Source organism: Mycobacteriales bacterium, assembly GCA_035533475.1.
GTDB lineage: Bacteria > Actinomycetota > Actinomycetes > DATLTS01 > DATLTS01 > DATLTS01.
Genome location: DATLTS010000018.1, coordinates 66264 through 79831, shown reverse-complemented (window position 1 = coordinate 79831; position 13568 = coordinate 66264). Strand labels below are relative to the sequence as shown.

General features: G+C 72.7%; 10 protein-coding genes and 1 pseudogene. 5 read left to right on the top strand and 6 right to left on the bottom strand.

The genetic code is table 11. The annotated features are described in order from the left end of the window. Window positions 1–150: 150 nt before the first annotated feature. Window positions 151–1446, top strand: coding sequence for a DEAD/DEAH box helicase (locus VNG13_03195; GenBank protein HVA59527.1), 1296 nt, complete (start codon window positions 151–153; stop codon window positions 1444–1446). Here VNG13_03195 and VNG13_03190 read toward each other — a convergent pair. Beyond that, window positions 1439–3331, bottom strand: a complete 1893-nt coding sequence (locus tag VNG13_03190; protein HVA59526.1) for a CocE/NonD family hydrolase — start codon at window positions 3329–3331, stop codon at window positions 1439–1441. The two genes, VNG13_03195 and VNG13_03190, sit on opposite strands and share 8 nt — an antisense overlap. Before the next feature lie 472 nt (window positions 3332–3803). Continuing rightward, window positions 3804–5042 carry a cytochrome P450 gene (locus tag VNG13_03185; GenBank protein HVA59525.1) on the bottom strand — a complete coding sequence of 413 codons (1239 nt, stop codon included), beginning with the start codon at window positions 5040–5042 and terminating at the stop codon, window positions 3804–3806. A gap of 91 nt (window positions 5043–5133) precedes the next feature. On the opposite strand from VNG13_03185, the gene VNG13_03180 reads away from it, so the two are divergent. Both VNG13_03180 and VNG13_03175 read left to right on the top strand, forming a co-directional pair. Next, window positions 5134–5658: a histidine phosphatase family protein gene (locus tag VNG13_03180; protein HVA59524.1), complete on the top strand. Its 525-nt coding sequence runs from the start codon at window positions 5134–5136 to the stop codon at window positions 5656–5658. Continuing rightward, window positions 5649–7199: a phospholipase D-like domain-containing protein gene (locus tag VNG13_03175; protein HVA59523.1), complete on the top strand. Its 1551-nt coding sequence runs from the start codon at window positions 5649–5651 to the stop codon at window positions 7197–7199. Before VNG13_03180 ends, VNG13_03175 begins: the two co-directional genes overlap by 10 nt. Here the strand turns inward: VNG13_03175 and VNG13_03170 are convergent. Then, window positions 7193–8209 (bottom strand): GNAT family N-acetyltransferase, encoded by a 1017-nt coding sequence (locus VNG13_03170; GenBank protein HVA59522.1) that lies wholly within the window; start codon window positions 8207–8209, stop codon window positions 7193–7195. The two genes, VNG13_03175 and VNG13_03170, sit on opposite strands and share 7 nt — an antisense overlap. A gap of 107 nt (window positions 8210–8316) precedes the next feature. Between VNG13_03170 and VNG13_03165 the strand changes: the two genes are divergently transcribed. Next, window positions 8317–8553, top strand: a complete 237-nt coding sequence (locus VNG13_03165) for a hypothetical protein (GenBank protein ID HVA59521.1) — start codon at window positions 8317–8319, stop codon at window positions 8551–8553. Between the two features lie 13 nt (window positions 8554–8566). On the opposite strand, the gene VNG13_03160 is transcribed toward VNG13_03165, so the two are convergent. The 3 genes from VNG13_03160 to proS form a co-directional block, all read right to left on the bottom strand. Beyond that, a complete protein-coding gene (locus tag VNG13_03160) occupies window positions 8567–9178 on the bottom strand; it encodes an alpha/beta hydrolase (GenBank protein HVA59520.1) in 612 nt (203 codons plus the stop codon). Between the two features lie 207 nt (window positions 9179–9385). Then, complete coding sequence (locus tag VNG13_03155) at window positions 9386–10768, bottom strand: phosphatidylglycerol lysyltransferase domain-containing protein (GenBank protein HVA59519.1); 1383 nt, start codon at window positions 10766–10768, stop codon at window positions 9386–9388. Between the two features lie 323 nt (window positions 10769–11091). Continuing rightward, complete coding sequence (gene proS / locus VNG13_03150) at window positions 11092–12498, bottom strand: proline--tRNA ligase (GenBank protein ID HVA59518.1); 1407 nt, start codon at window positions 12496–12498, stop codon at window positions 11092–11094. A gap of 101 nt (window positions 12499–12599) precedes the next feature. Between proS and VNG13_03145 the strand changes: the two are divergent. Continuing rightward, window positions 12600–13535, top strand: a pseudogene (locus VNG13_03145) (DUF222 domain-containing protein). Window positions 13536–13568 lie beyond the last annotated feature (33 nt).

The window sequence follows — 13568 nt, the reverse complement described above, 5'->3', positions numbered from 1 at the left end:
CCCGCGGGCGAGCCGCCCGCGAGGTCGCTTCTGTGACGTGCCCCGTACGGGGCGGGATCGCCCGCCCCGATCGTGCCGCTGTCCAAGTACCGCGGCCGGCACCAGATGGAGTTTCTCTTGTCCCGTTCTTCCCAACGTCACAGACCAACCGTGCGCCGGCAGCCGGAGAGCGATCTCGAGCGCGCGCTCGACGCCGCTCTCGCCGCCCCGGCTCCCGAAGCCCGGAGCTTCGCCGGCCTCGGTTTGCCGCAGCGCCTGGTGACCGCCCTCGAGCGGGCCGGGATCGGTGCGCCGTTCCCGATCCAAGCCCGCACGCTGCCTGATGCGCTCGCCGGGCGGGACGTGCTGGGCCGAGCGCAGACCGGTTCCGGCAAGACGCTCGCGTTCGGCCTGCCGCTGCTCGCCCGCCTGGCCGGCGGATCGCGGCGCCCCGGCGCGCCGCGCGGACTGGTGCTGGTCCCGACCCGGGAGCTGGCGAACCAGGTCACGACCGTCCTCGCCCCGCTGGGGCAGCCGGTGGACATCCGCATCGCCGCGGTCTACGGCGGCGCATCCATGGGCCGGCAGATCGCCGCGCTGCGCCGTGGCGTGGACATCGTCGTCGCGACACCGGGCCGGCTACTCGACCTGATCGAGCAGCGCGAATGCCGACTCGACGAAGTGTCGGTCAGCGTTCTCGACGAGGCGGACTACATGGCCGACCTCGGCTTCCTGCCCGCAGTGACCAAGCTGCTCGACATGACCCGCCGCGACGCGCAACGACTGCTGTTCTCCGCCACCCTCGACCGCGGTGTCGACCGGCTCGTCCGCACCTACCTGACCGATCCGGCGGTGCATGCCGTCGCGCCCGCCTCGACGCCGATCGAGACGATGGACCACCGCGCCTTCACCCTGCGTGCCGAGGACAAGGTCGCGATTGCCGCCGAGGTCGCGGCCCGGCCCGGTCGCACGCTGCTGTTCGTCCGCACCAAGCACGGCGCCGACCGGCTGGCCAAGCAGCTCGGCCGGGCCGGCGTCGAGGCCGCGGCCATCCACGGCAACCTGGCCCAAGGCGCTCGGCAGCGGGCGCTCGACGCGTTCGCGGCCGGCCGGGTCCGGGTGCTCGTCGCGACCGACGTCGCCGCCCGCGGGATCCACGTCGACGACATCGACCTCGTCGTCCACGTCGACCCGCCCGCCGACCACAAGGACTACCTGCACCGCTCGGGCCGCACCGCGCGGGCCGGCGCGTCCGGCGTCGTCCTGTCGCTGCTGCTCCCGGAGCAGGTCCGCGACGCGGCCGCCCGGTTCGACCGCGCCGGGGTGACCGCTACCTCGACCGCGGTCGGACCGGGGCATCGGGCGGTGCGGGAAGTCGCGACCTCCGGAACGGCGGTGGTCGCGGTCCCCGCCGGCCGGCCGTCGGGCCCGCGCCGCCCGGCGCCCGCCGCGCGGAGGGCTAGCTGAGCGGCGCGACACCCAGGTAGAGCCGGCTCGGATAGCCCGGACCGAAGTAGAGCGTGTCCAGCCCGGCGCCGTTGGCTTCCCCGCTGAGCGTCGAGGCGGTGTCCAGCCGGTGCGGACTGTCCCCGCTCATCACGACGACCCGGATCCGGTGGCCCTTCGCGATCATCGCCGTGGTGGGGAAGATCTCGATCTGGAGGTCGTAGCCGATGTTGGGCTCCAGCGGCTGTTGGGCGTCATAGGTGTACGGGTGCCACGGTTCGATGATCTGCCCGCCGGCGTACACGGAGCAGTACTCGGTCCGCGCCCCGCAGGGGGTCGTGGTGACCGCCCGCTCCGACGCGATCAGCGACCCCCCGGTGATCGAGGTCGACGTGCCATCGGGGGCGACGTCGGTGACAACCGCGGTCAGCGAGGTGTCGCTCGCCAGGGAGCTCGTGAACAGGTGCAGATCCATCGGCCCGGACAGCGTGTAGTTGCGCGACATCGCCGGGGTGGTGAACGTGAGCGATTGGGCCTCGTTCTGGCGGTTGTCCTGCTCGCAGGGGGTCCCGGGCACGGCGAGCGCGGACAGGCCCGCGCTCCACTGGACCGTCTGACGTGAGCAGGCGTCGTTCGCCGGGAGCCACGGCAGCATCAGGCTGGACCCTTGGGCCGGCATCACCGCGGCAAGCGAACCGTCGTGCAGCGAGTTCGCGCCGGATCCGGAGGTCCCCGGCGACAGGTACCAGCTGTGGTAGGTGGTGCCGGCCATCGGGAACGACCGGTTCGGCACCCACTTGTCCAGGCCGAGCACGTAGGTCTCCACCGATGGGAAGGCGTCGATGCCGTTGTGCTTGCCCTTCAGCCAGCGGTCGAACCAGGCCAGCGCGAGATAGTTGCTGTCCGGGATGACGCGGCCGGTCACGTCCCTGGCGGGCAGCCCGGTCCCGGCGGTGACGTGGTACCAGGGTCCGAGGATCAGTTTCTTCTCGCTCGGCGGCAGGTTGAGCGCCTTGTAGAGCGCGGGCTCGCCGCGCTGGAAGATGTCGTAGGTCCCACCCATGATGAAGGTAGGCACGTGGATGTTGGCGATCCGATCGATCGGTGAGCTCAGCCGGTACCGGGCGCTGTCGTATGCCGAGTCGCGGTAGTTGCAGGAGAAGGCGGAACCGCCAGTGGCCTGGCACAGCGCGTGCTGGTAGGCCCCGAGCAGGTTTCCGGCGAGGTCGGGTGCGGTGTAGGAGTAGACGTCGACCAGGTGCTGCGACTCGGTGTTGAGAGCCACCTGCGGTTGTGTGCTCGCGTTGTCGGCCGGCTCGAGCGACTCCCCGGTGACCAGGGCGTACCACCACGACATGAACGAGGAATCCCACGCGCCGCCGCTCCACGTGACGTCGCGGTACGCGTCGGACATCGGGATGATCGGGAACATCGCCTTGATCGCGCTCGTCCCCGGCTGCTCCGCGGTCAGGAACTGGTTGATCCCCAGATAGCTGCCGCCGTAGGTGCCGATCCGGCCGTTCGACCACTTCTGCCGGGTGATCCAGCGCACCACCTCGGCGCCGTCCCGCTGTTCCCGGGAACTGAACACGTCCCAGTACCCGCCCGAGGAACCCGTGCCGCGGACGTCGGTGACGACCTCGACGTAGCCGTGGCTCGGAAACACGTCGGGCGTCGTCGACTTGCGATACGGGGTCTGGCTCAACACCGTCGGGCACGGGCAGCCCTTGGTCGGGACGAACACGTTCGCCGAGATAGTCACGCCGTCGCTCATCGGGATGGCGACGTCCTGGTAGGTCGTGTACGTCGTCGCGTCGCTGCTCGGCGCCGCGCCGTACGCGACGATCGGCAGGCCGGTGGCGACGAGACCGGCGACGAGAACGAGGCGAACAGTCGATCCGCGCATGGCGTCTCCCTCGGAAGCGGCCGCTTGACGCACCCTCTTCTCCGGAGGCACCCGGATGTCCTGCCGACCGGACCAGATTTACCGCCCCGACCCCGTCGTGTCGCGACGACGAAACGGCGGCATGTTCGGCAAAATGGTGCGAGGCCCCTCCATGTATGAGATGGAGGGGCCTCGCTCGTAGCGCTGCACCGGCGTGCCGATCGCTCGGCGGCCGTGCGTTGCGCTACCCATCACCGGCTTCGGAGACCCACCTGATGCGCCGGTTGCCCGGCGCTTCCTGCGTTCCGGAGTCGCCCCCGGCTCGGTCTCCGTTTCCGGTGACAGGTGCAAGTTGTAGTGGATGCCCGCCCGCCGCACAAGGGCTTTTCGCAAGCAATCTCATGATTTTCGGGGCCGTCCACATGATGTCCACAGGATGCCCGTCGTTATCCCCAGCGGACCCGGTTCGTCCACCGGTTCGTCCACAGGCGGGCTACCGGGCGGGCTCAGCGTCGAGGGGGACCCCGAGTGCGCGGGCCGGCGTGAACCGCACCGGGACGTGTTCCACACCGCTGGCGAAGCTGTTCGGCCGGCGCGGCAGGACCGCGCCGTCGCTGAGCTGGATGTCGGGCAGCCTGGCGAGCAGTTGTTCGACGAGGATGCGGATCTCCAGCCGAGCCAGGCTGGCCCCGAGGCAGAAGTGGCTGCCGACCCCGAACGCCAGGTGGTCGTTGGGGGAGCGGCTGATGTCGAACCGGTGCGGATCGGGGAAGTGCGTGTCGTCGAAGTTGGCCGCCTCGTAGAGCAGGATCACCTGCTGCCCGGCCCGCAACGGCGCACCGAAGAACTCCAGGTCCGAGGTCACCGTGCGGGCCATCGTCTTCACCGGCGAGACCCACCGCAGCATCTCCTCCACGGCGCCGGGGAGGAGCCCGGGCTCGGCGCTCAGCCGGTCCCGCAGGTCGGGCCGGCGCAGCAGCTGCTCCATGCCGCCGGCGATGACGTGCCGGGTGGTCTCGTCACCGCCCACCCGGAGCAGGAGCAGCTCGTAGGCCAGTTCGTTCTCGCCGAGTTGCTGCCCGTCGATCTCGGCCCCGGCGAGCACCCCGATCAGATCGTCGGTCGGATGCTCGCGCCGCTCGCTGATCACCCGGCGCGCGTAGTCGTAGTACTCGCCGAACGCGCGGCCGGCGGCCGCCGTCACGTCCTCGGTGGTCGCCGACTGGCTGGCGACCATCGCGTCCGACCAGCGCAGCAGGTCGGCCCGGTCCTCCGGCCGGGCCCCGAGCAGGTCCCCGATCACGATCAGCGGCAACGGCGCCGCCAGCTCGTGCACCAGATCGCACTCGCCGCGGTCGCACACGCGGTCGATCAGCGCGTCGCAGATCTGGCGGATCCGGGGGGCGCGGGCCGCGACCTGGCGCGGGGTGAAACCGCGACTGACGAGGCGCCGTCGCTGACCGTGCGCCGGGTCGTCCATGTCGATCATGAAGGGCATCGGGCCGGTCGCCGGCCGGGCCCCACCGGCACTCGAGAACAGCGCCGGCTTGGTTGACGCGGCGACCACGGCCGCGTAGCCGGCAACCCCCCAGGCGCCGCTCGAGTCGTCGAACCACACCGGGCCCTGGTCGCGCATCCACGCGTACGCCCGCTGCGGGTCGTCGGCGTAGAACGCTCCGTCGAGAAGCGCCATCCGCGGTTGGTCGACGCTCAAGTGTGCTGCCTGTCCCATTCGAACCCGGGCGGACCGCCACCCTGCCACATGACCGCGGCGGCCGCTCGCCGGACGACGGTAGCCTCGGTCCGGAGCGAGGGGAGTCGAGCTGACCCGCACCCTGTACCTGCTCCGCCATGCGAAGTCGAGCTGGGGCGACGCGGAGTTGGCTGACCACGAGCGCCCGCTCTCGCCGCGCGGCCGGCGGGCCGCGGCCGCGCTGGCCGGCGAGTTCCGGGCCAGCGGGGTGTCGCCGGAGCTGGTTGTCTGCTCGACCGCATTGCGCACCCGGCAGACCCTCGCCGACGTGGCGCCCGGGTTCGCGGCTTCGCCCGCAACGCGCTTCGATCCCGCCATCTACGGGGCCGGCCTGGAGACACTCGTCGCCGCGCTGCGGGAGATCGACGACGACACCGGCTCCGTCCTGCTCCTCGGGCACAACCCCGGCGTCCAGGACCTCGCGCTGTTCCTGATCGGTGAGGATCGCCGCCCGCCGGCGCGTGCGTTGGCCGCGGGCTACCCGACCGCCGGGCTGGCCGTCATCGACCTCCCCGACGGCGCCTGGTCCGGCCTCGGCCCCGGATGTGGTCGGCTGGTCCGGTTCCGAACGGGTAGAGGCCCGGCGTGGCGCTGACCGACTGGTTCCTCGCCCCCGGTGAGCGGGGGAACCCGGGAACCCGGATCGACGCCCGTCGCGGCGACGGCCGCGCCTGGTCGGACGGCAACCTGGTTCGCCCGCTGATCCATGGCGGGACGTACTTCGCGGAGCTGTTCCGGGCGGTCACCGAGATGCGGGCCGGTGATCTGCTGCTGTTCACCGACTGGCGGGGGGACCCCGACGAATCGTTGACCGGCGAGCCGGCGACGGAGATTTCCCGGGTGCTCTGCGAGGCCGCCGAGCGGGGGGTCAATGTCCGCGGGCTGGTGTGGCGCTCGCATCTGGACCGGCTGGCCTTCTCCGCCTCGGAGAACCGGCATCTGGGCGAGGAGATCGAGGCCGCTGGTGGGCAGTGCCTCCTGGACATGCGGGTCCGCACCGGCGGGTCGCACCATCAGAAGTTCGTCGTGCTTCGCCACCCCGGCCGCCCGGGGGCCGACGTGGCGTTCGTCGGCGGGATCGATCTGGCGCACAGCCGCCGCGACGACGCCGGGCACGGCGGCGATCCGCAGCGCCAACCGATGGCGGCGGTCTACGGGCCGACTCCACCCTGGCACGACGTGCAGATCGCCGTGTCCGGGCCGGCCGTCGGCGACGTCGAGGCCAGCTTCCGGGAACGCTGGGACGACCCGCAACCGCTCAGCCGGAACCCGGCGCACCGAATCGCCGACCGGCTGCGGCGGATCGACCGTCGGGCCCGGCCCCTGCCGCCGCAGCTGCCCGACCCACCCCCGGCCGGGGGCGCCAGCGTGCAGATCCTGCGCAGCTACCCGCGCCGCCTCGGCGGCTACGCCTTCGCGCCGCAGGGCGAGCGAAGCATCGCCCGCAGCTACCGCAAGGCGTTCGCGAAGGCCGAACGCCTGATCTACCTGGAGGATCAGTACCTGTGGTCCCGTCCGGTCGCGGAGGTATTCGCCGAGGCCCTGACCGCCAGCCCGCAGCTGCGGCTGATCGCGGTCCTGCCGCCGCACCCGGACGAGGACGGGCGGATCTCCTACCCGCCCAACGTCATCGGCCGGCAGGCTGCCCTGGCGCTGATCCGAGCCGCGGGGGGCGCGCGGGTCGCCTTCTACGGCCCGGAGAACCCGCAGGGCACCCCGGTCTACGTGCACGCCAAGGTGTGCGTCGTCGACGACACCTGGGCGGCGGTGGGTTCGGACAACTTCAACCGGCGCTCGTGGAGCCACGACTCGGAGCTGAGCGCCGCCGTGCTCGGCGGCGGCTTCGCCGGCGAGTTGCGGCTCGCGCTCGCCGCGGAACACCTCGGCCGGTCGCCCGGCGACGTCGATGACCTCCGCGACCCACGTGCCGCGTTCGAGGCGTTCACCGTGGCCGCTCGGGACCTCGAGGCCTGGCATGCCGCCGGGCGGACCGGTGAGCGCCCGCCCGGCCGTCTGCGCCCCCTGCCGGAGCCACCGGTCGGCGCGCTCACCCGGCTGTGGGCGACCCCGCTCTACCGGGGGATCTACGACCCCGACGGCCGCCCCCGGCGGCTGCGCCGGCGGCACATCTACTGACCGGCCGGCAGCTCCAGCTCCCAGGTCTGCCAACGGTCCACCGGCCGGAAACCCAGCAGGTCGTTGATCTCGATCATGTACGTGTTGCTCGCCGCGTTCCAGGTGTTGAGCGAACGGGCGGCCGGCACCTCGCGGCCGAGCAGCTGGAGGTTGGCCGTCTTGAGCAACAGGCCGAGCCGGTGCCCGCGGTGCTCCGCGCGCACGATCGTGTCCCACTGGTAGCCGACGTCGGGTTGGCGCGGGTTGATTCCGATGTCGGTGTACCCGACCAGCCGTCCGGTCGCTTCGCAACGAACCGCGGTCGCCAGCCGGCGGCGACCCTGGGCGATCGCCAGGTCCTCGCCGGCCCGGTAGCGGGCGGCGTCCCAGGCCTCCGGCTCCCAGGCCATCTCGCCGAGCGGGGCATCGGTGCTCATCCGGGACTTCAGCTTGGCCAGGTCCTCGAGGTCGGACCCCGCGGCCCGGTCGACCCACGCCACGACGGTGTACCCGCTGGCCGCGGCCGCCGCGCGCTCGCGCAGCCCGGCCAGCCGCTCGGCGCTCAGTTCGGTCAGGTCGAGCATCCGGCGGACCTCGGCGAGGACCGGCCGGGCCCCGGCCCGGTGAGCCAGCCGCGAGCCGGGTGCGGGGGTGGCGGGCGTTTCGGCGACGTCGGCGAACAGCTTCCGCCGCCCCGCGTTGGAGACCCGGCCCAGCACGTGGCGCAGCACGTCGCGGCCATGGCCGAGGCGGCGCCGGTCGGGATGGACGAACAGCTCGAGGGTCGCGCCGTCCGGGTTGTCGTGGGTCGGGAATCGGAGGTCCACCGCGGCCACCGGCTCGGCATCGACCCGGCCGAGCCACAGTTCGACCCGCTCACCGGCGGCGGACCCGCCGAGCAGCGGCAGGAGCTCCTCGACCGGATCGGCCGGCAGCGCGACGTAGTCCGCCCGGTGGCTGGCCGCGACCACCCGGTGCCAGTCCTCGGCGCTGACCCGGTCGGCGACCCGCCCGATCGTCAATCCCGTCACCTGTCGGTCCTACCAGCCGGTGGGTGCGGAACACCACCGTTTTGTTTACCGGACGCAGATCTGGGCTTCAGCTGCGGCTCAGCTTCCGCGCGCAAAGTGCGGCCATGATGACCGCAACCGCCCGCAGCCTCGCCTGTCGCCGGGCAGCCCACCGCCAGCAGCGGGAGGTCTGGCTCACCGATGTCCCGCCGGTTTCCGCGGAGACCCGACGGCGGGTCGCGCTGCTGGTCTGCGGCCGGGCGGGAAGCGTCGACGAGGCCCGGTTCGTCCTGGACGCCCTCGGGCTGCTCGCCGACCCGGTGGTGGGCAGTCGCAGGCACGCCGGCCGGGGGGTGTCTCGTTGAGAAAAAGGGGCGGTCAGTGCCGGGCGAAGAACTCCAGGACCACGCCGTTGATCATCTCCGCGGCATCGAAAAGCCCGCCGTGCGTGGTGCCGGGGATCTCGACGAACTCGCCGCGCGGGATCTCCGCCGCCGCCTCGCGCCCGACGCGTGGCGGGAAGAGCAGGTCGAGCTCGAAGGCGGCGACGAGGCAGGGCTGGGTCAGGCCGCGGTACCGGTCCGGCGGCGGGCCGTCGAGCAGCCAGGACCAGGAGGCTTCGTACTGGCCGCGCCGCCCCGGGTCGACCCAGCCCTCCCGCAGCCCGAGCAGCTCGGCGGTCTCCAGGACCATGGCGTCGTCGTTCTGGAGGACCGTCGGCGGCAGGGCTAGGGTGACGTCGGACGCCAGCTCGAAGCGCTGCGGCGACGGGCTTGCGCGGATCACGTCCCGCTCGGCCTCGGCGAGCAGTCGGCAGTAGGCGGTGGTCCGACCGGCGCTGGCCAGCAGGACCAGCGAGCGGACCAGGTCGGGTCGCGTCCGGGCCAGGGGTCGTGGCGATGAAACCGCCCAGCGAGATCCCGAGCAGCCGGCACGGCGCCAGGTCGAGATGCTCGATGAGCGCGGCCGCGTCGGCGGCCAGGTCCGCAACCGTGTAGGGGCCCGGCGGGGACCCGGACGGGGCCATTCCCCGGTTGGTGAAGGTCACGGCCTGGTAGCCGGCGGCGGTCAGCGCCGGCACGGCGGTCATCTGCCAGGCCAGTGCGGGCATCCCGAGGCCGCACAGCAGCAGGACCGGCTCGCCGGCACCGTCGATCTGGTAGTCGATCGACACGTCACCGAGTTGCACTTCCATAGTCAGGCTCTCCGTCGTCGGGCGATAGTCCGGTGCGGCACGAACTCGAGTGTGAGCATGGCGAGCGCCACCCAGAGCAGCTCGCGCGGTCGCAGCGCGACGTAGCGGTTCTGTCCCATGGCGTGGAACTTGCGGAGGAACCGGTACAGCGATTCCAAACGGATCACTGCGTCGAACCGGTGCACCCCCCAGTGCGCGAGTCGCTGGAGCCCGGTCCGGTGGCGGATCGCGAACAGGTCCGGGAACGGGGCGAAGGCCAGCGAGAGCCGGGCCGCGCCGTGCTCCGCGGCCCACGCGACCATGTCCACGGCCAGCCGCTCGTCGATCCCGTTCGGGGAACCCGGCAGCCGCCACGGCACGTCCAGCGACAGCTCGCGACCGCGGTCGGCGCTGGCGAACCGCTGGAAGCCGACCACCCGCCCGGTCCGATCGCGGGCCAGGCAGATCAGCGTGCCGGGGTGCGTCCCGTCGAGCAGGTGGTCGAGGATCATCGTGAAGCCCCGGACCTGGCTGCCGCCGCGGGCGTGGCGCACCACGTTCTCGAGTTCGGCACGCAGTCCGGGGTCGAGGTCCGCTTCGGCCACAACCTCCGTCCGCACCCCCGCGTTCCTCGTCCGCTGCACCGCCTGCCGGAGGTTGCGGAACCTGCGGCCCAGCAGGCTGAACCGGGGGACGTCGATCAGCACCTCGCGGCCGACGCTCAGCGCCCAGTAGCCCCGGGACCGCCACAGTCCGATCCGCCGCTCGCTGACCCCGAGGACCGCGGTCCGCCACCCGTTCGCCGCGGCGTGGGCGAAGAACGCGTCCAGCGCCTCGGCCTGCGAATCGAGCGCCCCTACCGGGTCGCCGGAGACCACGGCGGTCCCGAACCGCACCCGGTAGGCGACCGCCGCCCGCCCGTCCGGGGCGAAGACGTAGGTCTTGTCGGAGCGCAGCGCGAACGGCGCGAGGGTGTCGCCCTGGGTGCGTTCGACGAGCCGCCAGATCCGGTCGCGCTGCTCCGCCCCGCCGCTCGGCGGCGGGCCCGACGGCAGCACGGCGACCGCGCCGGCGAGGCCGGTGGCGATCCAGGCCACGAGGTCACGGCCGGCCAGGTCCGCCGCGGTCCCGGCGATCAGGAAGGCGACGGCGATCAGCGCGTGCCGGGCGCGCAGCGGCCGGCCGAGCAGGACCCCCCTCGCGACGAGAACTCCGCCCGCCGCCACCGCGAGCATGTCGTGGCTCGGCTCGTGGATGCCGCGCAGGGCCGACCCGACTCCGGCGAGCAGGACCAGGGACGCCAGGAGCTGGCGCCGGTCGATCGCCCGAGCCGCCAGCTCGCGGACCGCGCCGACCCCGATGCCGTCGGCGAAGAACCCGCCCTCGTCGCCCTTGTCGGGCCCCATGCGTCCCCTCCATGTCGACGCCCGATCCAACCACTCCGCGCACGGTGTCAACGCGGATTTGGTGTCGTTTCCTTCCGTTCTTTCCCCTTTACGAGGCCCCCGCCCCACCGCGGACGGCCCGCGAACGGTGGCTGCGGGCAACCTACTTGTCCGGGGTCGCTGCTGGTCGGACGGTCGTCGGGACCACGGTGGATTTGATCGGCGGCTTCGGTTTCTTGTTCGCTTTGGGCTTTCGGCTCTCCCGGCCACCCTTGTCTTTCGAGCCCATCTCTTCTCCCCGTTGCTGGCTGCCCGGCTCTGCCGGATCCGACGATATCGGACGTTCAGTAGGCGCGGGCGGTGTAGGCGACCAGGTCGGGCTCGGCCGGGCTGTCCGGCACCGAGCCGTCCAGCCGGACCAGGCAGCGCACGCTGACGCCCTGCGCGTTGAGTGTCGTCTCGCCGGCCTCCCCCACGGCGGACCAGGGCAGGCGGGCCCATCCGGTGCCGGCCGCGGCGATGGCCTCGTCGACCGAGGCGACGTCGACGGTTCGCTGCTCGCGCCGGCGCAAGGCCTCGTCGTAGAGCGCCCGCTGGTCCTCGGCCAGCGCATCGACGACGGCCCGGGCCGCCCCGGCCAGCGCCACCGGGCCCTTGTCCCGCGACACCCGGCGGGCGAGCGTCGCCTCGCCGGCGGCCAGCTCCCGCGGGCCGACCTCCACCCGGACCGGCACGCCCTTCAGCTCCGCGTCGATCGCCCGGCGCCCGAAGGCCAGGTCGGCCCGCTCGTCGAGCCGGGTGCGGACGCCGGCCGCCCGGAGGTCGTCGGCGAGCCGGTGTGCGGCCGCGCCGACGCCGTCCCCGTCGCGCACCACCATGACCAGCGCCTGGACCGGGGCCAGCGCCGGCGGAAGGCGGAGCCCGTGGTCGTCCCCGTGGCCCATGATCACGCCGCCGATCATCCGGGTGGACGAGCCCCAGGAGGTGGTCCAGGCGAGCTCCCGACCGCCGTCCGGTCCGAGGAAGTCGATGTCGAAGGCCCGGGAGAAGTTCTGCCCGAGCTCGTGGCTCGTTCCCATCTGGAGCGCCTTGCCGTCGCGCATCATCGCCTCGAGGGTCAGCGTGGTGCTCGCCCCGGCGAACCGCTCCCGGTCGGTCTTGCGCCCCGCGACGACCGGCAGCGCGAGGACCGCGACCATGAAGTCCTCGTACACCTCGTGCAGGATCCGGCGGGCGTACGCGGAGGCCTCCGCCTCGCTGGCGTGCGCCGTGTGGCCCTCCTGCCAGAGGAACTCTGTGGTCCGCAGGAAGATCCGGGGTCGAAGCTCCCAGCGCACCACGTTGGCCCACTGGTTGATCAGCAGCGGCAGGTCCCGGTAGCTTTGGATCCACTTCGCGAAGTACTCGCCGATCACGGTTTCGCTGGTCGGCCGGACGATGATCGGTTCTTCGAGTTGCTTGCCGCCGGCGTGGGTGACGACCGCCAGCTCGGGGGCGAAGCCCTCGACGTGCTGGGCCTCCCGGCGCAGGTAGCTCTCCGGGATGAACAGCGGGAAGTAGGCGTTCTCCGCACCGGCGGCCTTGATCCGGGCGTCCATCTCCGCCTGGGTGCGCTCCCACAGGGCGTAGCCGGTGGGCCGGATCACCATCGTGCCGCGCACCGGTCCGGGCTCGGCCAGCTCGGCCTTGGCCACCACGTCCTGGTACCAGCGAGGGAAGTCCTCGTCCTGCGGGGTCAGCACGTTGGCCACGAGCGCGAAGCCTAACGGTCGCCGTGCCGGGGGACCACAGGGTTCCCACAACCTGTGGTTGGGTCCGTTTGCCGTCGGTGACGTGTGGTAGAGTCGAACACATGTTCGAGGGGATGCCGGGTCCGGAGCTGGCCGCGCTGCTTGCCGGCGCGGACCCCGAGCGCGTGTCCGACGCCGAGCTCCTCGACGGGGTCGCCGCCTGGGAGCGGCTGGCGTCGTGGGTGTCGGCGTCCGCGGCGAGCTGGCAACTGCGGGCCGAGCGGCGGCTCGGGGACGAGATCTTCCCGGACGCCGGCGAGTTGCAGATGGCCACCCGGATCCGGATCTCGGTGCGGAGCATGGGCAACCGCCTCGACTTCGCCCAGACGCTGGACCGGTTGCCGCCGGTGGCCAAGGCGCTGGCGGCGGGGGAGATCGGCTGGGGGCACGCGTCGACGTTCGGTTTGGAGCTGGCCGGCGTGCCGGGCCCGGTGGCCGCCGCGATCGCGGAGGAGACGATGGACCGGGCCCGCCGATGCACCCCGGGCCGGCTGACCCGGATCCTGCGCCGGGCTGTGCTCCGGGTCACCCCCGCGGTGATCGCCCCGACGGAGTTCATCCCCGAGCCCTGGCAGCCGCAGCCGCGGTTCTGGACCGATCGGAGCCTCGGGCTGCTGCACGCCGAGCTCGACCAGGTCACGCTCGCCTCGATCGAGGCGGCGGTGGAGGCCCACGCGGGCCGGTCCGGGCCCGAGGACGGCCGCAGCGTCGAGGAGCGCCGGGCCGACGCGTTCGTCGAGCTCATCCTGCAAAGACCGGACGGCAGCCCGCGGGTGGCCGCCACCGTGCAGGTCGTGGTCGGTGCCGACACCTTGTTCGGCAGCTCCCGCGAACCGGGCGATCTCGGTGGCTTCGGCCCGATCGGTGCCGAGACGACGGAGCAGGTCGCCTGCACCGCCGGGTGGTTCAGCCGGCTGCTGGTCGACCCGGTCGACGGGAAGCTGCTCGACCTGGGCCGGAGCCGCCGCGACCCCGACCTGCGGTTACGGGGTTACGTCGCGGCGCGGGACGGGACCTGCCGGTTCCCCGGC